The organism is Butyrivibrio sp. FC2001 (assembly GCF_000424125.1).
GTDB lineage: Bacteria > Bacillota > Clostridia > Lachnospirales > Lachnospiraceae > Butyrivibrio.
On record NZ_AUJH01000004.1, the window covers coordinates 355,099 to 378,286 of the forward strand.

Here is a 23,188-nt window from a genome sequence, read left to right on the forward strand (position 1 = left end):
AAGCCAGGGAATTCCCTGGCTTTTGTATAAGGAGAGCAATGAAAAGCTACGTTAAAACCAAAGAAAAATTTAAGGAGGAAATGAGTTTTGATGAATTCAATTTTGTAGTTTCAGGTCTTAAATACGTAGGTAATGACAGATGGCGAAGGATTGTAGATTTTACTCATGTGATAAAGAAACCTCATGAAAAAGAGCTTACAGACAGAGTAAGGACCTGCATTTTTTTTGATGATTACATGGCGCTCCGGGACATGGATACGAGGCTCAGATATGATAAAACTCTTTTTAATGCTGTGCTCGATAATGTTGAAGAATTTACGGATGAAATGTTGATCAGGGACAAGGAATTCTATGAAAATCTTGAAAATAGAGGAGACCAAAAATAAATGAATAATAACAGGAGGCAGAATAATGACCCCTTGATTGAGCAGATGATAAAAGCAATGAAACTAGCAGATGAAAAAACGATGGTAACAATATCATTTGAAGAGGAGGATATGGCTGATGAAGGCGGACAGAACTTATACCTTGGACCAGGTGGAAGTACGACTGAAACTTAAACCAGCACAACCTCTATATAGTGAAAAGCCGGTAACTACTCCTGAAAGAGCCATAGAGGTCATGAAGGGAGCTTTAATGGAAATGGACAGGGAATGCTGTTGCGTGCTAAATCTGGATGCAAAAGGCAGACCTATAAATTTCAATGTCGTCAGTATAGGGGATACTGCTGAAAATAGAGTTCCTACACAGAATGTCTTTAAATCAGCTATTTTATCAAATGCATCGTCAGTGATCATGTTTCATAACCATCCATCCGGGAATGTGGAACCAAGTTACGCAGATGTTAAAGTCACAGAGAATTTGGTTAATGCAGGAAAGATAATGAATATCCCAGTTAATGATCACGTGATCATAGGGGGTGGCTCAGGTAAGAGCTATAGCTTTAGAAGTCACATGGCAGATATATTTGAAAAGGACCATTCTGAAAGCAGAGAAAAGACAGTAAAGGATGATGCAATATTGATGGAGGTATCCCAAACCGGAGCAGACTATTTTGTAAATATCCAAGAATATGCCAAAAGGAAACATACGGATGTGCATATCATAAATGGGTATATCAGTGCACACAGGGAAGCTTTTAGGGGACATATAGCAAAGGGGAAAAGTGGTGCTAAACTGGATGGTTTTGCCAGGGAAAAACTAGATATTTATATAGATAGCAGACCAGATAGAGGGATACGTTTTTCAAGATTTGGGAGGAATGAGATGCAAAATAATCAAGAGCAGCAAGAAAAAAATAGTAGGGATGTTCTTATGGAACGAGATAGTGACATAGCATATAGCGATACAGAGATAGGTGTAGATACACCGGATGAAAGTGATGGAGCTGATGACAGAGACAGTTATACAGTAAGTAATCCAAGTAAGAATCCAAGGAAAAGCAAATCACAGGGAGCAAAGCATTATAAGGTATCAAAAATCAGTAATCATTCAGAAGAAAAGCAGAAGGAAAAATATAAAGAATTGAATGTACAGCATAACCAAGAAAATGTCATTAATGAATTTGAGCTTGATAGTCAGGATATGGAGCGATAGTTAAATGAGCAGAAATAACAGACATAGAAATAAACCTATTTTTGTTAGGGTTACAGAAGAGGAAAATGTCCTTATAGAGGAAAGGATGAAGGCTTCTCATATAACTAATAAGAGCTCATATATGCGCAAAATGGCAATAGATGGATACATAATCAATGTTGAGATGAAAGAGATAACCGAAGTCATAAATCTGCTGAGATATTCTTCAAACAATCTAAATCAAATAGCCAGACATCTTAATGAAACAGGAAGTATCTATAAGGAAGACATGATGGAAATTCAAAATAATTATAAAGGGCTGTGGGCGGACCTGAAGGAAGTCCTGAACAAAATAAATATGATAACAAAAGTGTAAAGGCAGGTATTCACCTGCCTTTTTTAGGAGGGAATATGGCAACAACAAGAATAATAGCTATGCATGCGCATGGTGGAGAAAGTGTTTCAATGTCATTGGGGTTAAGAACTGATTATATAAAGAATCCAGATAAAACAGAGGATGAAAAATACGTAAGCTCTTACTTATGTGATAAGGAAACCGTTAATGAAGAATTTACTTTTTTACGTCAGATGTATGATCGAAACCATACAAGAAAATTAGGAAAAAATGATGTGATAGCTTATCAGATCCGTCAAGCATTTAAGCCAGGTGAGATAGATCCCGCAACTGCAAATAAACTAGGATATGAATTGGCTATGCGATTTACAAAAGGGCGGCATCAATTTATTGTTGCAACGCATACTGATAAAAAACATATCCATAATCATATCATATACAATTCAGTGAACATTGATGCTTCAAGAAAATTTAGGGACTTTCTTGGTTCAGCAAAAGCACTTAGAAAAGTCAGTGACATAATATGTCTGGAGAATAATCTATCAGTTATAGACAATCCTAAAAAAGGGAAAAAAAAATATGGCAAGTGGCTTGGAGATCATAAAAAACCAAGTAAAAGGGATTATATCAGAGCTTCAATTGACAAAGCATTTTTAGAAAAACCACGAACAATGGAAGAATTCCTAAGAATACTAAAAAACCAATATGATATTGATGTAGATGCAAGCGGAAAGTATGTAAAACTAAAAAAGGCAGGAGATAAAAAATATGCAAGATTGGATTCTTTGGGTGAAGGCTATCGTGAAGGAGATGTAAAAAAGAGGATCAGAGGTGAATATGCGCAAACAGTAAAAAATCCTTCTGAGAATTATGAGTCGATAGCAGGTCGTAGAATAAAAGATATCACTCCAAATGGAAAATCCAAGGAAGAAAAGCTTGGACTTCTAATAGATGTTCAGAAAAAGATAAGTGAAGGAAAAGGACCTGGATATGAAAAGTGGGCAAGATCATTTAATATGAAGCAGACAGCTAAGACGCTTAGTTTTTTATCGGACCTGGGAATAATGTCATATGAAGATCTAAACAGAGTTCATGGGGAACACTATGAGAAATATAATGCATTGAAATCGGATATCATCAAAATAGATTCAAAGATGGAAAAGATCATTGCATTGCAAAAGGCTATTATTTCATATGCTAAAACGAATGATGCATATCAGAAATATAAGAAGAGCGGGTATAACAAAAATCTAAAAAAAGAGTTACTCGAAGAGATTACTGAACATGAAGAAGCAAGAAAATGTTTTAAGGAATATGAAGGTGATAAGGTCCCAACTATAAAAGTATTAAAGGAACAATATGCAGAGCTAAATTTGGAAAAATCTGAATTATATAAAACATATAATAAGGAAAAACGTGATTATATGGAGATAGCTGTTGCTAAGAAAAACCTCGATATCATTCTCGATAAGGACCATGATGGTGTGCATGATTTTCTGGAAAAGGAAGACCATGAAGTGGATAGGTAAGCTGTTTTTTGTAATTAGCCCGAAAGGGCGTTGCTTCAAATCTTTTGATTTGAATAGGGGTATTAGGGCCCTCCCTAACAAGCATTTTTTCAGAATTCCGACTGTTCGGAAATCTGAAAAATATGGCATGTGGCTAGCCACATGCCCTGCTTGCCAAAAAGATTGCTAGACCGCTTAGGCGGTCTGTACAGCAATCACTTCGCCGTTTCCGGCGTTATAATGTGTAGAGAAATAAAATATAAAATAGAAACAAAAAGAAAAACTATATTTGAAAAATATGGAATATAAAAATGTTATTGCAAGAATCGTTTATATTTACTTATATTAACTTGGTTTGTTAAAATTATTTTTTAGAAATGATAAAAATATGATAACTGTTGACTCACATTAGTGAGTTATATTTTTTTGTTGAAACGATTAGAATTCAATATTGATGATTAAAGTCTGCTTTTTAGGACAGCATATAAATTATAATTATAGGTATGGTTGATAAGCCTAATTAATAGCTGAGGAGTTAGGTGATGGAAGATAGCATTAATTCAAATGAACAAATGATAAAGAGAATAAATGATGTATTAAGCAGTAAAAGCAATGCTGTCATTAATATAGTTAATGATAAGCTTACGCTATCTGTTTTTTCTTTGCTTGAGCATAATTTAAACAATGTCAAAGAGATTAATTTTGTCATTAGAGATGCAAGATTCTTGCCTCATCAATCTGAAATATCTCATGAGTTTGAAATCAATCCTACAGATGTTTTGTTCAATGCATATGATATTACAGAGAAAAATACTTTGCAGCATTTTTCCAAAGCTAAGAGTATGCATGATTTTATAGAAAAGCATGTGAATATAAAGAAAGTAAATCCTGGAATACGTGTTGGTGGAAATGTGTTAATCATAGATGATGATTTTATGATCCAGGGATCTTCATCACTTGAAGTATCGCAGAAGCATACTAGAGAAATGCTGAACAGCATAAATTTTGATACGGTCCTGAACGGCAGTGCGGATAAGGAACAAATAGCTGGTGCACTCAATACTTTTAATCAGATATGGTTCAATGAAAAAATATCTGTTGATTATAAGGATGAGCTGCTTAAAAGCTTACAGTATGTTTATAAAGAGCATTCTCCGGAGTTTTTATATTATTTCACACTGAATGAGTTGTTTGGTCATCAGCTTGATACTGGGGTAGAGAGATTTGAAAAGGACAGTACCAAGTTTAAGAAGACTGAAATCTGGAATGCACTCTTTGATTTTCAGAAGGATTGCGTCGTTTCAGCAATAAGAAAGCTTAATACATATGGTGGCTGTATCATTGCAGATTCTGTTGGACTCGGAAAAACTTTTGAGGCATTGGCCGTTATAAAGTATTTTGAACTCGGTATGAATCGTGTGTTAGTGCTGACACCGGCAAAGCTTTATGATAACTGGAATTCATTCAGAGGAGATTATAAAGATTCATTTTTGCATGAACAGTTTAATTATAGAATCATGTATCATACTGATCTTTCGAGATATAAAGGCATGTCAAAGTCAGGTATGGATCTGAAAAAGTTTGACTGGGGGTTATATGATCTTGTTGTTATAGATGAATCGCATAATTTCAGAAACAGAAATGATAGATACGATGAAAATGACCAGCTTGTTATGACGCGATATGCAAGACTTATGCAGGATGTTATCAAGCATGGAAATAATAATACAAAGGTATTGCTTCTTTCTGCGACACCAGTTAATAACTCTCTCGTAGATTTGAAGAACCAGCTCAGTATTATCACGCATGATGAAGATTTTGCTTTTGAAGACGAGGGCATATCAAGCATTGACAATCTTTTGAGAAGATCATCAACAATTATAAATCAATGGGAAAAACAACCAGGTCATACAAAGAACGAACTGCTTGATAGTCTGCCATCGGATTTTTATAAACTGCTTGAATTGATGACAATATCACGAAGCAGAAAGCATATTACAAATTACTATGGAAATAAAGATGTAGGGAAATTTCCTGATAAGAATAAGCCACTTACTAAGAATAGCGATATAGATTGCAAGGGGGAACTGTTAAACTTTAGAGATACTAATGATTTATTAGAAGCACTGATACTGTCTGTCTATACACCTACAAGTTACATCAAGGAAGAGTATAAGAAAAATTATATGGAAAAATATTCTCTTTCAGGTAAGCATGGCGGAAAGATATCTTTTGATACACAATCAAGAGGTATGATCATTCTTCATAGATTCAATCTGTTTAAGCGACTTGAAAGCTCGGTTTATTCATTTGAAGAAACACTGCGGAGATTGCTTGAAAGAATTGATAGAACCGAAGAATTACTTCGTAAGGGATCGGGACTAGTTGACGAGGAAGAAACAGATTTTGATGAAGAAGAGGTTTATATTGAAGGAAAATATGAAATTGATGTCAAGCATCTTCGTGTGGATGACTATTTAGAAGATCTTGAATCCGATAAGGCTGTTGTAACGGAAATACATAAGAATGCCAGAAAGATTCTTGATGAACATAGAGATCAGAAGTTAATTGATCTTAAGAAAATATTGGTGGATAAGGTTACAAATACTCCATATAACTCAGGTAATAAGAAGGTAATAATATTTACAGCGTTTGCAGACACAGCAGATTATCTATATGACGAGTTATCAGATTACATGGTGCAATTCGGAGTGTTTACTGCAACGGTAGCAGGAAGAGGAATAAGAACAAATAACAAGAAGGTAGACAATGATTTTAATTCCGTTCTCTGTGCCTTTTCACCGGTATCAAAGATGAAAAAAGAAATACCTTCGGATGAACAGGTTGATCTTCTTATAGGTACAGATTGTATTTCAGAAGGTCAGAACTTGCAGGATTGTGATACAGTAATTAACTTTGATATTCAGTGGAATCCAGTGTCCCTGATACAGCGCTTTGGAAGAATTGATCGTATTGGAAGTAAGAATACGAGCATACAGATGATAAACTTCTTCCCTAACATGGAACTGAATGAATATCTAGGATTAGAGCAAAGAGTAAAGGGTAAGATGACTACTCTTAACCTGGTATCAACAGGCGATGAAGATATACTTACACCGGAAATGAATGATTTTAATTTTCGTAAACGTCAATTGGAAAGGCTTAAGGATGAAGTAATAGATATAGAAGATGCCAATGAAAATATATCATTGACAGACCTCAACATGAACGAATACCTGAATGAGCTTTCTGAGTACATCAATGCAAATCCTGAGATTAAGAAGGTGCCTAATGGAGTGTACTCTGTAACTGATGATGAGAGTAAGGGCGTGCTATTCTGCTTTAAACACAGGAATGAACTTGAAAAACCTAAGTCAGACAGTTCATTGTATCCATATTACATGATTTATATCTTAAATGATGGTGAGATACTTTACGGAAATGCTCAGGCACGAGAAACGGTTAAGCAATTCAGAAAGTTATGTTATAGCAAAAACAAGCCTGTAAAAGAATTGTTCCAAAGATTCTTTGACAAGACCGATAATGCAACAAAGATGGACTTCTATTCAGGACTACTTAATAAAGCAATAAAGTTTATCCAGGGTGAAGAAGAGTCAAAGGCAGTTCAGATGATGTTTGACTTTAGCGGATTTAATAATGCCTTTGCAAATGAATCTGTTGACGATTTTGAATTAGTATCATTTTTGGTGGTAGAGTAAATGTTTGATATTCCGAAAAGATTTGAAACAAACCTTGATATTAAACTGAAGGACTTTATTCCGAAGGAGTTGAATCCTAATGACAAAAGGCGGATAAAAGAGTCTGTCAGATCTGTTAAGATGACTTATCAAATTGCTGGTGAAGAAATTCCATCGTTGGTCAATGACGAGTATCGATGTCAGGTCATACAATTTTACGAGATAGAGTTGGAAAACATAAAGGATGCTAATTTTATAGCGAGTATATATCAAGGCTTAATAAAACCGCTTTGCATCATGAGATTCTATGACAGTAAAGATGAGGAATACTCATTTGCGGATAAGCGTCTCAGTCAGACTGAAGAGAATCAGATTGTGGTTGAGGACTTATATCTGTCACAGAAATATCCATATGGACTGCCAGGGGAAGGTATAGGAAAGTATCTTGAATATTTATCATTTGACAAGATAAAGAATAAGACAGATAAGCTGGTATTCTATCGGGAATGGTTTTATAAATTGTATTTGCTTGAACACAAGTCGGCGTATATTAACACAGAACTACTATTAAGTGATAATGTTTGGTACAGTGAATCACAAGCGATTCAGATATATCATACGTTTGTGGAATTGGTAAAGGCAAGAGAGGATGTTACAAAGATTCATACAAATGCTGATAAAATAATTGCAAATAAAGAAATAAAAAAGATTATAAAGAAATTTGAGAATTGGAGAAGAAATATATGAAAGAAGGACAAAAGTTCCTAGTGTTAAAGTATGGGACACATATTATTGACAATTGTATTAGTAAGCATATTGAAGTTGTTAACAAGTATGGCTATTGCTGGTTTGGAAAAGTGGGAACTATTCCATCTGATAGTTTTATGAATGAAATATTGGACACGGATGAACCAACAATGATTTTGTGTGGTAAGGATGGTACTTATCAGTGTGTAATAGATTGCTTTGTGAAAGATAAACCTAAATCAGGGTGTCCACCCTATTATAAAGAATATTTATTTGATAAAGGGGTTTATCCATCAGAGTATTATAGGATTATTTCAATAAAAGAAATTGATAAAGCAGAATTAGGAAAGTATGTATGTGAGAATAGTAGGAATAATTTATTAAATTCAGTTAATAGGTCAATGTCTCCTTTTTTTAGAGCTATCGTTCCGATAAATAAATAGCAGGAATTGAGTAAGTAGGAAGGTATAAAAATGGATAATATAAGAATTTCTCAAAAAATATTTGATGGTAATAGTAGAAAGCTTGAGTTAATTGCTAAACTATTTCCTTCCATTATAAGGGATGGGGAAGTAGATTATGATGCGTTAAAGGAGGAACTTGGGCAGTTTAATGAGACTGGGAAAGAAAAATTTGAATTGACATGGGCTGGAAAAACTAATGCAAAAAAAGAGGCTATGACTGATATTAAGGGAAAAACATTAAAAATGTGTTTTTCTGAATCAGACGAGAATGCAGAAAATATATACATAAAAGGGGATAATTTAGAAGCTCTGAAACTTCTTCACCAGAATTACTATAGTTCTGTAAAAATGATTTACATAGATCCACCTTATAACACTGGTAATGACTTTGTCTATAAAGACAATTATAAAGAGGACCAAGCATCTATTGATTTAGCAGAAAACAATATAGATGATATTGGAAATAGATTTGTTAAGAATACAGATTCTCAGAATAGATTTCATGCCAATTGGTTAAATATGATGTATCCAAGGTTAAAATTAGCTCGCGATTTATTACGTGATGATGGAGCTATTTTTATTAGTATAGATGATACAGAATCAGGCAATCTAAAAAAAATATGTGACGAGATTTTTGGGGAAAAGAATTTTGTTGAGTGCTTAGTTTGGAAAAAAAGGGCGACTCCACCAAATGACAGAAGTATAGGCAGAATACATGAGTTCATATATGTATATGCCAAAAATGTAGAAATGGTCAATCTTGGTCTATTGCCACGCGATGAAAAATCATTGTCAAGATATTCAAACCCAGATAACGATCCAAAGGGTGATTGGGTGGCTTCAGATTTGTCTGCTAATGGAAAAGGCGGAAGAATGACATTGTCTTGCGTATACCCAATTAAAAATCCTGCCGATGGCAAAGATTATTATCCTCCAGAGGGAAAATATTGGTTATTTAATAAAGAAAAGATGGATTTGTTTTTGGCTGAAGGTAGAATTGGATTCAGAGAGGGATCGGGCGCTCCTTTTTTAAAGAGGTATTTATCTGAAGTGAGGCAAGGCTTAACAATGCCGACTATTCTTTTGGACTTTGGATTTTCTCAGAATTCAGCGGCAGAAACAGATGGACTTTTTGAAAAAAAAGGAATATTTGAATATGCTAAACCGGTTAGTCTTATTAAAGCTCTTATACGCATAGGTGCACCTGGGAAAGATGATATTGTCATGGATTTTTTCAGTGGATCAGGGACAACTGCGCAAGCAGTAATGGAGTTGAATAGTGAAGATAATATGAGTCGCAAGTTTGTTTTAATACAGATTCAGGAGCCATGCGAGGAGAGCACAGAGGCTTATAAGGCTGGATATTATACGATTTGTGACGTTGGAATAGACAGGATACGAAGGGCTGGAAAGCGTGTAAAAAATAATTATCCATCGGCTGAAGTAGGAATGAAAGTATTTGAAATAGGAGATACAAATATCAAGTGGAATTCTCTTTTAGAAGCAGGTCAGCTGAAATTATCACAAATAGAGTCAACACCAGATTTAATGGATTTTATGCCAAATAGTAAAGATGAAGATATTGTTTACGAACTAATCCTGCGCCAGAGAGATGTAATGTTGAATGAAGAATTAGAAAGCTTGGAAACTATTGGTAAGAGGACATATTTATATGCGGATAGCTATCTTGTATGTCTTGAGGATAAGATAGAGCAAACTATGATTGAGAGGTTGGCAAACCTTGATCCAGTACCTGTTAAGTTTATATTTAGGGATTCCGCCTTCGGAGATGATATCGCATTGAAGGATGAAACATTCAGAAGATTAAAAGCTGTCATAGATAAGAACGCTGGTGATGCTAAAGTTAGTTACACCGTTGAATTCATTTAAGGAGATGGGCTAATGGAAATAACAAAAGTAAATGAGCATATAAATAGTATTCCAAATGATAATATAGAAAAGCTCAGTCGACTTTTTCCAAGCGTGGTAAAAGATGGCGAGGTTGATTTTGAGGCTTTGAAAGAAGAACTGGGAGAGTTTAGAGAGGTTACTCGTGAAAAATATGAATTGACTTGGGCAGGTAAAAAAGAGGCTAAAAAGCTATCTCAGGAAGATGTAATAGGAAGAACATTAAAGTATTCTGCTGAAAAAAGTGTTAATCCCACAATGACTGAGAACATATATATTGAGGGAGATAATCTTGAAGTTCTTAAGCTTTTACGACAAAACTATTATAACGCGATAAAAATGATATATATTGATCCCCCGTATAATACGGGAAAAGATTTTGTTTACAGAGACAAGTTTTCTATGAGCAAAATTGAAGCAGATTACTATGAAAATGCAATTTCTGAAGATGGAGAAAGATTAGTTGTCAATCCGAAATCAGGAAATAGATATCATGCGAATTGGATGAACAACATTTATTCGCGGCTGTTAATTGCACGAGATTTACTAACGGACGATGGTGCTATATTTATCAGTATTAATGATATTGAACAGGATAATTTGAAGAAGATTTGCAATGAGATATTTGGAGAGAGAAATCTGATTGCGACATTTTGCTGGAAAACGGATGGGAATTTTGATAATCAGGCAAAGGTTAAAACTTGTCATGAGTATATATTCTTTTATGCAAAAGATGAATCTCTGTTTCCACCACCGCCGGTAGTAGATCCAAATGTGGGTGATGAAAGCAAGCTTAATAATCCTTATATAAGAAACACTATAATTAAAAATGGTCCCAAAAATCCTATTTCAACAGTTACGATTCCGGCTGGTTTTCCTGCGGATGTTAATAATTGTCATATTAGCAGAGAAAGCGTTCAATGGCCACAATATTCTTGTGATATAGATGTAGAGAATAGTAAATTACTTAATAGCGTTGAGGCAACTACGGGATGGGCGGCAAAAGCTCAATTGGTTGAGTTTATACAGAATGGATTTAATCCTGTTTTAGACAGTAAGAATCAAGAAACAGAGTTTGTTATGACAAAAACTGGAGCTATAGAGAGTATAAAAAAACGTAGTGATAGTCAAAGCCATGTCATTTCTGTTTTGGAAGGATTAGGAGGAACCCAAAAGGCAACAGCTGATTTAGGAGAACTTGGAGACTATTTCGACTATCCCAAGCCGATTGTCTTGTTAAAGTACTTAGCAAGTATGGTTACCACAAATGAAAATGACATTTTTATGGATTTCTTCTCAGGGTCTGGTTCGTTTGGACATGCAATAATGGATTTAAACAGATCAGATGGTATGAATAGGAGGTTTGTTCTTGTACAATACCCCGAAAAAACAAAAGCAGATTCCAAAGCAAAGGCTGCAGGATTTGATGATATCTGCCAAATAGGGCGTGCACGTTTAAAAAATGTGTGCGATTACATATATAGTGAAGATGGATTATCTTACGGGTATAAAACTTTCACAGCTTCGGATACGAATATTAAATGGCATTCTCTTGTAAATAATGGACAGTTGGATTTCACACAAATCGAAAGCACACCAGATATGATGGATTTTATGCCTGATTCAAAGGATGTTGATATTGTTTACGAGATTATGCTTAGGCAACGAGATGTTCCTCTCTCAGAGAGTATTGATAAGCTAAGTGATATTGGGAATAGGACATACATGTATGCTGATTCGTATTTGATTTGTCTTGAAAGTGAAATAACAACAACGATGATTGATAAAATGGCGTCAATAGATCCAGTACCAGTGAAATATATTTTTAGGGATTCGGCATTCAAAGATGACATTGCACTGAAGGATGAAACCTTCCGTAGATTGAAAGCAATTATCGAAAAAAATACAAGTCAAGCTAAGCAGACTTACACTGTAGAGTTTATATAGGAGGAACCGACGATGGCAAATAGGATTACATTCCAATTTGATGATAGTCTTGATTATCAGGTTCAGGCTGTAAAATCTACAGTTGAACTGTTCAGAGGATTATCTAGAAGCATAGATGGCATTTACAGACCAGATCGTATTCGTAAAGTAGGTGAAGGTGATCCGGTACGTAACCACGGTATAGTTACGGGGAGAAGGCTTCTTGAAAACCTTCGTGGAGTACAGCTTGAAAATGAGCTTTTTGCAGACAATGAACTTTATGACAACAACTTTACAATTGAGATGGAAACCGGTACCGGTAAGACATATGTTTATCTTCGTACTATCCTGGAATTATACAAGGAGTATGATTTTAAGAAGTTTATTATTGTGGTTCCATCCATAGCAATTCGTAAGGGTGTTGAGAAGTCAATTGATCAGCTTAAGGATCATTTCAATCGTCTTTACAATATTGATATTCAAAAGCACTGCTTTATTTATGACAGTAATAACGCTAGACAAATTAGTTCAAAACTTGTAGAGAGTAACGATTTGTCTATATGTGTAATGAATATACAGGCATTCAACAAGGATACAAATAAGATTCGTGTTGAAGATGAGTATGGTCAGATTCTTTGGGAAGATATTAAATATATCAAACCAATAGTGATAATAGATGAACCACAGAAAATAGAAGGTACAGGAAAGAAAAAGTCAAAGTCTCTACAGGCTATTGAAGATCTAGAGCCTTTGTTTACTCTTCGTTATTCTGCTACACATAAGAAACTATATAACCAGATATATAAGTTGGATTCATATGGTGCATACCAGAAGGATCTTGTTAAGAAAATCGAAGTCAAGACCGTACATGGAGTTATACCGAAAGACTTCCCGTATATCCGCTATCTGTCCTTTACATCAGATCTTAAGGCAAGAGTAGAGATTTTCTCTCAGGAACAGGGTGGCACTATTAGATTTAAGTCATTTAATGTGTCAGGCGGAACTTCTATCTATGAGCTTTCTGGTGGTTTGTCTCAATATGAGGATATGCGTATTGCTGAACAACCACATAAACTGAAACCGCTTCAGATAGCAACGAGGGACAAGATCATCTCTTTGGAGATGGGACATAGCAATTATGAAATTCAGAAAAATGAGGCAGTAAGAATCCAGATTCGTCTTGCTATTCAGAATCATTTTGCAAAGCAGATTAATCTGCTGAAGAACGGCAGAAAGATCAAGGCACTGACTTTGTTCTTTATTGATTCTGTAGATAAAGTGCGTGATCCTAATGCAGAAGATGGAAGAGGCGAATATCTTCGTATTTTTGATGAAGAGTATAAGGATTATGTGAGTACTCATACTCATTTTCTTGAAAAGTATAAGGAATACTTCCCGGAGTACCTTCATACGTTCAAGGTTCGTGAAGGATATTTCGCTGTTGATAAAAAGAATAATGCTGTTGATGTAGAGGGTTGGGATTCTGCTCTTGATGATGAGGCAATGAAGATTAAGGCTAAGTCTCAGGAAGATATCGACAGAGGAATTGAACTTATTCTTGAAAAGAAAGATGAGCTAATTTCATTTGAAGAACCATTGGCGTTTATATTCTCACACTCTGCACTTCGTGAAGGATGGGATAATCCAAATGTCTTTACACTTTGTACGTTAAAGGCGGGTGGTTCAGAAATTGCAAAGAAGCAGGAAATAGGTCGTGGACTTCGTTTACCTGTTGATATAACTGGAAACAGATGTCTTGACAGAAAACTGAATGAGCTTACAGTCATTGCGAATGATTATTATGAACATTTTGCAAGTGCTTTGCAGACTGATTTCAATGACAATATGAACTTCAATAAAAATGAGGTTACAGCGGAAATTCTCATTTCTGCTCTGAAGGCAGCCGGTGTTCCAAAAGCAAAAGTAACAGCAGAACTTGTGGATACTTTCAAGGAAGAATTGGTATCTGCCGGTGTAATGAATACGGATAATGTTCTGAAAGGTAATCCGGCACAGATTACAAAAGCATTTGAGGAAATGAACTTTGTAAATGAGACATTGAATGAGCATGCTGAAGCTATTAAAAAGCAGTTTGTGGACTTCATGATTCAGAAAGGCTCAAAAAAGATTGAAATTCGTAATGGAGATAATGAGCCTTATGACAACAAAGTAAGAGCCTTTGTTACTGAAGGTGAATTTGAGAAAGTTTATATGGCTCTTAGAAAGAATCTGATGCAGAGAACTATGTACAAGTTCAAGATTGATAAGGACAAGTTTATAAATGACTGTGCCTTTGATATCAATCAGAAGCTTATGTTCATGGAGTCAAAGAACCAGTATAAAGTTGAGACCGGACATGCTACTTATAATGAATCTTCAATGATGGAGATGAAGAAGGCAGAGTATGCAGATAAGGAAATGACTGTAGAGGCAGAAGTTGTGCCAAAGTCTGATTTTGAGATTGCAAATTATATTATGTATCATACTATGCTTCCGAGACTGGCTATTTTCAAAATAATTGCTGGGGTTGATAAACGTAAGCTTCTTAATAATCAGGACATCCTTGATGAGGTAACACAGCTGATCCTTAATAAGCTCAATGACACAAAGGCAAAAAATATTACATCCTACGAAGTAATTAATGGATATGAGCTGGATAGCCGTAATATATTCGAGTTGGATACCATATCCGAAGAAGATTTTGATAAGGAATGGAGAGTATTCCAGGCTAATTCTGATCGAAAAGCTGCTATGAATGAATATTACAAGATGGACAGCTTCGGTGAGTATGAATTTGCCAAGAAGCTTGAAAACAATGAGAATGTCTTGATGTTTACAAAGCTTAAGAAGGGCGGATTTGTAATAGATACGCCATACGGAAATTATTCTCCTGACTGGGCTGTTGTGTGTAAGAAGGAAGGTCTTAAAAATCCTGACCTGGGTATTTATTTTATCGTGGAGACAAAAGCAGGAAAGGCAGAGGCTAATCTTCAGGATGTTGAGCGTAATAAGATTAAGTGTGGAAAGCTTCATTTTGCAGCTGTTTCAAATCAGATTAAGTTTGAGTGGGTAAACAGTTATTATGACTTCATAGAGAAGTTTGGTGTTAAAGATAGTGAAGAAGTACTCATAGAGACAATAAGTCCTCATGATAGCTCAAAAGTGGTGAAAGAATATGTTGATAAAATTAGTGAGGAAGTGAAGTAATGGCAGATTTTAAATATGAAATTGTTGAAGAAATAGGCGTTCTCTCAGAGAACGCCAAGGGCTGGAGAAAAGAGCTTAATAAGATTTCATGGAATGGGGCAGAGCCTAAGTATGACATCAGGGATTGGGCACCATTCCATGAGAAAATGGGTAAAGGGGTAACTCTTACAGAGGATGAATTAACTAAATTAAAGGAAATAATATTATAAGAGGATGTATGTCAGATATAAAAGATTGTCAGATTTGCGGTTATAAAGAAGCATCTTTTGAGGCTGATTACGATGTGGATACCGCTTTTTACACGTGTCCCGTTTGTGGGAGATATCAACTTACTATAAATTATGCCCTACATAGAAATATAGATAAATCTAAATTGGCTTCATATTTGTTTTATAAGAGATTCAAAAGTAGCTTTGGAAAAATTGAATATAGATATCATACTACTTTGCCTAAAGAGAAATGTGATGAATATATAGCTGAAAAAGAAAAAGAAGGGCTGCAGCATGGCCACCCAGTCCATATGGATGAAGATATAATTAATTCATGGTATCCAAAAAGTTTTGCTGAGAAAATTGATATGATTTTGCTCAAATTGGATGAAATCGGAGAGTATATTGGCCAAAAAATAAAATTATCAAAATATGAGTGGTTTGGATTGACATTTGTTGAAAGATATAGGGGAAACACTAATGAAAAGCTTGATGAGAATATTCTCATTAACCAAGCTTTTTTTATGATGAATTATCTCCGTGAGTCTGGATATATAGATGGTGGAGCTTCTGTTGGAGGGGATTATTTAAGTGATATTTCCATAACAGCTGAAGGATACCAAAGAATAGATCGCTTGAGAAGAAATTCGGGTGAGGGACGAAATGTCTTAGTTGCTATGAAATTTGGGGAAGATACAATGAATTTAAGAAATGCAATTAAGATGGGTATACGAGATGCTGGATATAACCCGATTCTGATAGATGAAGTAGAACATAATGAGCTTATTACCCCAGAATTATTAAGTTATATCAGAAATAGTCGTTTTGTAGTTGTGGATTTAACACATAAAAACAATGGGGCATATTTTGAAGAAGGATATGCCATGGGATTAGGTAAACCAGTTATACAGTTATGTAAGAATGGAACAGAATTACATTTTGATATCGCACAGAAAAATACGATAATGTGGGATTCGGAAGATGATATTCCATTAAGACTCAAGAATAGAATAAAGGCAACTATTGATTGATGTTTAAATTAGCACAAGTATTGTTTATGGAGAATTATGGCAGAGATTATTAGACATTTGTATTAGCAGGACAAATTATTAGTGATTATAGCAGCGAATCTAATACCAATACCTACTTATAATTCCAAAACGGCACCGCATATTTTTTATGGATAAGGGAAAAATATGAGAATATTAAAAGATAATCTGTCAAAAACCATGAAGCCATATGTTAAATTAGTTGATGGTGTATTATGCATAAAAAGAGGAAAAGTTAATGATGCTATTTCGGCTATAGCAACTACATATGGTGCAGAAGGCTGCGCGTCAGTAGAAACAAATGCTTATGGGCGGGAATACCTTATAGTTTATGCCGCTGACAAAAATCGTCTTAGGAAAGTCCAGGAATATTACATAGGATTGGGAACGACAGCTACTAATAACTCTCCCTCTCGAAAGACTAAGGATACTACTGAAACTGTTATAACGGATTCAAAGAGAGAAGCATTGGCGCAGGAATCTTCTGTTTTTAAAGGTGAAAACTATGAAATCATGGAACATATAGGAATAATATCAGAAGCTCCTTCCGGTTGGAAAAAGGAATTGAATCTCGTTTCGTGGCACGGAAAAGAACCTAAATATGATATTAGAGAATGGTCACCCACACATGAAAAGATGGGGAAGGGCGTTACTTTCTCTAAAGATGAGCTCTTTAAGCTAAAAGATATTATTACTATGATAGATAGTTCAAATCATATAGAAAAATAAAAATTGCAAGTGAACTTACATAAAAAAGTTTTTGTGGAGCAAATTATGAAGGCATTATCAGTACATCCATATTATGCAATGGCAATTATAGCAGGTAGAAAGACAATTGAAATTCGCTCATGGGATACTGCCTATAGAGGTGATATCCTGATTTGTTCGACTGCAAAGAAGCAACGTGGGTGCATATCAAGCCACGCATTAGGAGTTGTAACTCTTAAAGATATAAGAAGATTTGACAGTGGAGACTGCGAAGGATCATTACTTCCACCTGAAGACTATATTTATCATTATTTTGTGGACTATGCATGGCTATTAGAAAATCCTAGACCAATAAAACCATTTGAGATAAAGGGAAAGTTGTCATTATGGAATTATGATGGAGATATAGACATTATACCAGAGTCGGAATGGAAGCCATGTATCATATATAATGAAGAAAATGACCAATATGCTGGAAAACTCTATGACAAATATTGGAAACCATTACTTTACTAAAGAGTGTACTGTGTTAATATCATTAGGGGAAAAGCGATAGCAAGACTATAGATATACTGCATATGATGTAAAAAAATTTTTATATCATATGCAGTATATTTGTTGTAAACATCAAAATCATGGGGTATTTGGTGTTTTTTTAATAATGAATTAAGGTATGATGTGAAAAGTTTTAATGAGTGTCCATTTAAAGTGTCTCTTCCAAAGATCAGCAAAATTGTAAACGCTATTATAAAAGTTGACCAGTTTCATCCATTTCGCTAGCGAAAAAGTTTACCACCTTGCGTTGAGCCTTTTATGATTTTTATGTATGAAAAAATCATGAAGGGAGAAAGGTGATGATAGTTGAAATGGATCTCTACTACCAAATCCGCAGCCGTTATAACGATGGCGAATCCATACGGTCCATTGCCAGAAAACTGGGGATATCCCGGCAGACCGTTAAAAAGTATTGCAGAGGCGATACACATCCTGATGAGCGGAAACCGTATCATCGGGACTCTGAGGTGGTTACTCAGGAAGTTATTGATTTTGCCCGTGCCTGTCTTGAAGAAGATAAGAAAGAAAATCTCTCAAAACAGTGGCACACAGCCAAGCGCATCTATGACCGCCTTGTCTTTGAAAAAGGCTTCCGAGGTGCTGAATCAACGATCAGAAAACTTGTCCAAGCGCTTCGTGCTGAAATGGATATCCCACCACAGGCAGACATTCCGCTAGAGTATGATCCTGGCGATGCCGGTCAGATTGACTGGGGCGAAGCCACTGCATACATTGATGGGCAAAAAACCAAAGTACAGTTCTTCTGTGGGAGACTCTGCAACAGCTGCGCTGTTTTTGTTCAGGCTTATTATTCCCAGAACATGGAGTCTTTTCTTGAAGCCCAGCAAAAGATGTTTGATTTCTTTGGCGGAGTTCCTTCAAGACTCATCTTTGATAACGCCAAGGTGGCTGTCAAAGAAGGCTTTGGAAAGCATGCCAAAGCAACCGATGGATACAAAGCATTTGCTGCCCATTATGCCTTTAATACTGAATTCTGCAACATAGCTAGTGGAAATGAAAAAGGACTTGTTGAAAACCTTGTAGGTTATGCAAGAAAGAACTTTATGGTGCCAGTGCCAAGAGTAAAGAGCATCGACGAATTAAACGTCAAGCTCCTTGCCTCCTGTACTGATTATATGAACACCCATAAAGTTACCACTAAATCAGTTTCAGTAAAAGAGGCCTATGAAATTGAAAGGTACTATCTCCATTCCATACCTGCGTACAGGTTTGATACAAGCAAGACTGAGACTCCTTTGGTATACAGGATCCCAAAGAGCTCCAGTTCTGCATGGCTTCGGTAGATAAACTTCATGTTTGCATGACAGACTATGAAATATTATCGGATGGACTTGTGGATTTTTATTTTCCTTACGCAGATGGTAAGACCTTTTTTGATATCAGCAATGACTTCTGGGAAGCATTTCAGAGTGTAAGGATTCAAAAGAGGATTGCGGCAGAAGATATTCCCATGAAATATTTCATAGATTCAATGGTGATCTGCCTCAATATGCATGGAAAACTGGGAAGCAGTCCAATTGCATTCCCTACGAGAAAGGAACTTGAAAGTTGTGTAGCGCTTTCGGGCTATGGTGAATCAGATGATGAATACACTAAATAAAGAGGATTTACTTTTTTCCAGAAAATACAGATGGGATAAAAAATGGGTGAGACCTTATGAATCCATATTCAGCATTCTTGCAAACTTTTGCAGGGTCAACATATGTTCAAGTAAACATGCGCTCAAAATGCTTGGAGCTGAAGCGACCAACGAGAAGAAATATATAGAAGGATTTCAGATGGATGGACATTGCAGAAACAGTTTAGAAACAATCGAGTGCCTTAATAAAATTTTGCCCCAGTGGTATATAGACAAAATGGAAATCTTTGCGCATATGGATTATAACACTGCAAGATCTTATTTTGGTACATATCATATGCGAATATGCCCCAAATGCCTGAAAGATGGATATCATAGCATAATCCATCAGTTCCATTATGTAAAGACCTGCCCTTTCCACCCGGGAACAGGGACGGATGGGAGATTTGTTTTTGAACATAATTTCTATCACGCAGAAGGAATCAGATGCAGTCCGTATGAGAAAGGGACAGGATTTAATGCTTATTTATTACCCCTTCCTTGCTGCAGGACTAATCCAAATGACTTTTATGATACAGATGTGATCAATAGATCTTTTGAAAAATATGGGAAAGTGTACACTTCAAATATAAGTTATCTTTATTCACCTATTCTTTCTAAAGAAGCAGATAAAACGCCTATAATATCGAAAATGTATGTTGATCGACGCCCGGAAACATATGATTGTTTTCAAGCGGGTTTCTTCACGTGGTTTAATCAGCAGAATGTAGTATATAACCCATTTGAGCGCATAAAGAAGTTCTTCCGTATTATGCCTGCAGAGTATGACTCTTATGATATGGTTGACTGCTTTTTATTCGCAAAATATATGTCTATCATAGGCAAGGGCATTTTCTCACTGTCAGAAAACGATGTTAACACCTTACATTACGTGGACAGTATCCGTGATTCGGATATGACACTGCTCGCAATATGCTTCACATGGATAATGCAGGGCTTCGAAGAGCCCAGTGATGCTATCAGCGCAGCCTGCCTTGGACACAACATCCGGCCTGTAATGCAAAGAAATTTACGGTCATATACTCTGGAAGATGTTACTTGTGTAGGTGGGATGCGTTTTTACGAAATTGGCGAATCTGAAGCAGATAAAGTTTATCTTAAACTTTTCATCATGTCAGATATGATAGATGACCTATGGATCCAGTTCAAGAAATCAGCAACGTCTACAGGCGGAGTATATATATCTGATCCATGGAACACACTAATAATACCGACATATCAGGTATTGTATCTGAAACATGAAGATATGTATGAAATAAGGAAATGCTAGCTGTTACTCTGTTGGAATTGACGAGGTAGGGCTAAAGTGTTATATTGTAACTAGAAAATAGTTGCAAGAGGAATTACTGTGCCAAAGAAATCAAAATTACTAGAAAAATTACTGTCAAAACCCGCACCTACAAGTTTTACAATAAGAGAACTGGACGCACTTATGAAGCAATGTGGCTGCGAAAAGTTCGAGGGCGGAAGAGGATCAGGAATAGGCTATTATCATGTTGAAACCAAGCGCATCCTTCAATTTGACGGTCCACACCCAGGCAATGAGCTGTACAGGTATCATGTAAAGATGGTCATAGCATTTCTTAAGGAAGTAGGTGAGATAGAATGATAAGTTCACTGATGGAATACAACGGATATCATGCAAAGGTAGAATTTGACCAGGAAGATCAGATTTTTATCGGTCATGTTCTCGGAATCAATGATTCTCTGAACTTTCATGGAGAATCGGTAAAAGAGCTTTCCCAGTCAATGCATGACTGTATAGATAATTACCTGGATTACTGCAAAAAGATTGGTAAAGAGCCTGAGCGTGAGTTTAAAGGCTCCTTCAATGTCCGTATTAAACCCGAACAGCACAAGAAAATTGCATTATATGCTGCCAATGAAGGAATCACAATAAACCAGTTTGTATCCAGAGCTATTGATGATGAACTGGACATCCTAGAAGGTTAGCCCAAAGACGCAATATTTTTGTTAATTCGCCGATTCGAGAACTGATAACTAAAGATGGATTTTATAATGGAAAGGCCTTGATGACAAGGCTTTTCTTTATTTGTTTCAACTATTAAAAAATAAGGGTATGAAACCTTTTCTGAGCAAATTAGATATGATGAGTTTAAAAAAGTTGTGGAGAAAATTAGGACATTATAATCTGTAGAAGTGATTCATTTCGCTGATTAGATTTCAGTTAAAACTGACTAAGACAAACTAAAGATTTAGGGGCTGAACTAAGTGATAACTATTAAAGAATCAACATATGATGATATCAAGAATATACAAAACCTGTGGGCAGATGAAGACGTCATGCAGTATATCTGGCCAGGAGGATTGCATGAGACAGGGGAAGCAGTACGAGAATGGTTAGATAGATTCATATCTGCAAGACCAAAGCAAAATCATTATTCAATTTTTGAAGATGGCAAATACTGCGGTGAGACTCAATATCGTATTGATTCGGAAACTAAAAATGCTTCTTTGGATATTAAGTTATTTGAATTTGCCAGGGGCCGAGGGATTGCAACGCAGGCGCTACTATACTCTATTCAAGAAGCTTTTAAACAAGGAGCTGAAAATCTGTGGGTTGATCCCCATCCAGCTAATGCCAAGGCAATAAATTTGTACCGTAAGTTGGGATTTATTCAGAAAGAAATGCCTGAGTATGTTATTGCTTTAGGAGAAGATCCTTCTCTTTATATTTACATGGAACTGGGTAAAAAAGAATTCAATGATAAGTTTGAAAAATCTTGCGGGGCAATAGTATACACTATAGACGGTGGAGTAATAAAATATCTTTTAGTTGAGGAGATGAGCGGATCTCACAGCTTTCCAAAAGGACATATGGAAGAAGGCGAGACTGAAATAGAAACTGCGCTTCGTGAAATAAAGGAAGAAACAAATCTGAAAGTCGAGTTAGACACTGAATTTAGAGCAAGCGAACAGTATACGCTTTCAGAAAAACCTGGAGTGACAAAGCAGGTAGTTTATTTCCTTGCTAAGTATAAAGACTCATCTCCGAGCATAACAAGACCAGACGAGGTCAAAGCTCTGAAGATTCTTAAACTTGAAGATGCTATCAATACCATAGAGTATGATAACAAAAAAGAGATGCTTAAAAAGGCTGATAGCTATCTTAAGAGTAAGGCAGAGAATACTTTTTAAATTTCAGTATATATGACAATAGAGAGGTTGATATGAATTTTCTATTTGTAGCACTTGGTGGTGCCTTGGGTGCAGTAGCGCGATATGCAATAAGTCTGATTCCTGTTAAGACTTATTTTCCGATATTAACTCTGATTACAAATATCCTCGGTGCCATACTAATTGGATTCGTTGTTGGAATTACCAGTAACCGAGAAAGTGTATCTGATAATACCATTCTTTTCTGGAAGACAGGGGTGTGTGGAGGTTTTACCACATTCTCTACATTTTCCCTTGAAGCTTTTAATTTGTTTGAGAAGAAACAATATATGAATGGCGGATTATATGTGGTACTGAGTTGTTGTTGCTGCATATTTGGAATTCTATGCGGAAAGAAACTTGCGACGATAATAAAACTTTGAATTTCAGGATAATGAAATAAGCAAATCGGGATTAGTGGAGTAGAACATGGATAAAAAAA

At 35.8% G+C, this 23,188-nt stretch carries 22 protein-coding genes; all 22 read left to right on the forward strand.

Annotation, left to right across the window (positions count from 1 at the left end; genetic code table 11):
- Positions 1-80 precede the first annotated feature (80 nt).
- The 22 genes from G601_RS0103755 to crcB all read left to right on the forward strand — a co-directional run bounded on the left by G601_RS0103755 (position 81) and on the right by crcB (position 23,129).
- Positions 81-386, forward strand: coding sequence for a hypothetical protein (locus G601_RS0103755; protein WP_207638015.1), 306 nt, complete (start codon positions 81-83; stop codon positions 384-386).
- Entirely contained in the window at positions 387-560 is a 174-nt protein-coding gene (locus G601_RS26020; RefSeq protein WP_155834450.1) for a hypothetical protein, read from the forward strand.
- Positions 505-1,596, forward strand: a complete 1,092-nt coding sequence (locus tag G601_RS24655) for a JAB domain-containing protein (protein ID WP_081673370.1) — start codon at positions 505-507, stop codon at positions 1,594-1,596. Before G601_RS26020 ends, G601_RS24655 begins: the two co-directional genes overlap by 56 nt.
- A gap of 4 nt (positions 1,597-1,600) precedes the next feature.
- Positions 1,601-1,951 carry a plasmid mobilization protein gene (locus tag G601_RS0103770; protein WP_026493003.1) on the forward strand — a complete coding sequence of 117 codons (351 nt, stop codon included), beginning with the start codon at positions 1,601-1,603 and terminating at the stop codon, positions 1,949-1,951.
- A gap of 35 nt (positions 1,952-1,986) precedes the next feature.
- Positions 1,987-3,459, forward strand: a complete 1,473-nt coding sequence (locus G601_RS0103775) for a relaxase/mobilization nuclease domain-containing protein (protein ID WP_026664516.1) — start codon at positions 1,987-1,989, stop codon at positions 3,457-3,459.
- A 551-nt stretch (positions 3,460-4,010) separates the two neighbouring features.
- Positions 4,011-7,157: a helicase-related protein gene (locus G601_RS0103780; protein ID WP_242834373.1), complete on the forward strand. Its 3,147-nt coding sequence runs from the start codon at positions 4,011-4,013 to the stop codon at positions 7,155-7,157.
- Positions 7,158-7,883, forward strand: coding sequence for a DUF4391 domain-containing protein (locus G601_RS0103785; RefSeq protein ID WP_026664518.1), 726 nt, complete (start codon positions 7,158-7,160; stop codon positions 7,881-7,883). It abuts the gene before it with no gap.
- Positions 7,880-8,326 carry a hypothetical protein gene (locus tag G601_RS0103790; protein WP_026664519.1) on the forward strand — a complete coding sequence of 149 codons (447 nt, stop codon included), beginning with the start codon at positions 7,880-7,882 and terminating at the stop codon, positions 8,324-8,326. The genes G601_RS0103785 and G601_RS0103790 overlap by 4 nt, the downstream gene beginning before the upstream one ends.
- 30 nt (positions 8,327-8,356) lie before the next feature.
- Positions 8,357-10,237 (forward strand): site-specific DNA-methyltransferase, encoded by a 1,881-nt coding sequence (locus G601_RS0103795; protein ID WP_026664520.1) that lies wholly within the window; start codon positions 8,357-8,359, stop codon positions 10,235-10,237.
- Positions 10,238-10,249: 12 nt separating this feature from the next.
- The gene (locus G601_RS0103800) at positions 10,250-12,202 is read left to right on the forward strand and encodes a site-specific DNA-methyltransferase (protein WP_026664521.1); all 1,953 of its coding nucleotides are present in this window, start codon (positions 10,250-10,252) and stop codon (positions 12,200-12,202) included.
- Positions 12,203-12,214: 12 nt separating this feature from the next.
- Positions 12,215-15,388 carry a restriction endonuclease gene (locus G601_RS21820; RefSeq protein ID WP_081673371.1) on the forward strand — a complete coding sequence of 1,058 codons (3,174 nt, stop codon included), beginning with the start codon at positions 12,215-12,217 and terminating at the stop codon, positions 15,386-15,388.
- Complete coding sequence (locus G601_RS0103810) at positions 15,388-15,597, forward strand: YdbC family protein (protein ID WP_026664522.1); 210 nt, start codon at positions 15,388-15,390, stop codon at positions 15,595-15,597. Before G601_RS21820 ends, G601_RS0103810 begins: the two co-directional genes overlap by 1 nt.
- A gap of 8 nt (positions 15,598-15,605) precedes the next feature.
- Entirely contained in the window at positions 15,606-16,628 is a 1,023-nt protein-coding gene (locus G601_RS0103815; protein ID WP_051205546.1) for a hypothetical protein, read from the forward strand.
- A 531-nt stretch (positions 16,629-17,159) separates the two neighbouring features.
- The gene (locus tag G601_RS0103820) at positions 17,160-17,375 is read left to right on the forward strand and encodes a YdbC family protein (protein ID WP_035790296.1); all 216 of its coding nucleotides are present in this window, start codon (positions 17,160-17,162) and stop codon (positions 17,373-17,375) included.
- A 45-nt stretch (positions 17,376-17,420) separates the two neighbouring features.
- Positions 17,421-17,870 (forward strand): ASCH domain-containing protein, encoded by a 450-nt coding sequence (locus G601_RS21825; RefSeq protein ID WP_051205548.1) that lies wholly within the window; start codon positions 17,421-17,423, stop codon positions 17,868-17,870.
- A gap of 338 nt (positions 17,871-18,208) precedes the next feature.
- A complete protein-coding gene (istA, locus tag G601_RS21830) occupies positions 18,209-19,213 on the forward strand; it encodes an IS21 family transposase (protein WP_051205550.1) in 1,005 nt (334 codons plus the stop codon).
- Positions 19,214-19,230: 17 nt separating this feature from the next.
- Positions 19,231-19,530 (forward strand): hypothetical protein, encoded by a 300-nt coding sequence (locus G601_RS0103835; RefSeq protein ID WP_207638016.1) that lies wholly within the window; start codon positions 19,231-19,233, stop codon positions 19,528-19,530.
- Complete coding sequence (locus G601_RS0103840) at positions 19,514-20,839, forward strand: hypothetical protein (protein ID WP_026664526.1); 1,326 nt, start codon at positions 19,514-19,516, stop codon at positions 20,837-20,839. Before G601_RS0103835 ends, G601_RS0103840 begins: the two co-directional genes overlap by 17 nt.
- A 78-nt stretch (positions 20,840-20,917) precedes the next feature.
- On the forward strand, positions 20,918-21,178 hold the full coding sequence (locus G601_RS0103845; protein WP_022762335.1) for a type II toxin-antitoxin system HicA family toxin: 261 nt from the start codon (positions 20,918-20,920) through the stop codon (positions 21,176-21,178).
- The gene (locus tag G601_RS0103850; protein ID WP_022766333.1) at positions 21,175-21,522 is read left to right on the forward strand and encodes a type II toxin-antitoxin system HicB family antitoxin; all 348 of its coding nucleotides are present in this window, start codon (positions 21,175-21,177) and stop codon (positions 21,520-21,522) included. The genes G601_RS0103845 and G601_RS0103850 overlap by 4 nt, the downstream gene beginning before the upstream one ends.
- A gap of 279 nt (positions 21,523-21,801) precedes the next feature.
- Complete coding sequence (locus G601_RS24660) at positions 21,802-22,728, forward strand: GNAT family N-acetyltransferase (protein WP_013282472.1); 927 nt, start codon at positions 21,802-21,804, stop codon at positions 22,726-22,728.
- Positions 22,729-22,760: 32 nt separating this feature from the next.
- Positions 22,761-23,129, forward strand: coding sequence for a fluoride efflux transporter CrcB (gene crcB / locus G601_RS0103865; RefSeq protein ID WP_013282473.1), 369 nt, complete (start codon positions 22,761-22,763; stop codon positions 23,127-23,129).
- Positions 23,130-23,188 lie beyond the last annotated feature (59 nt).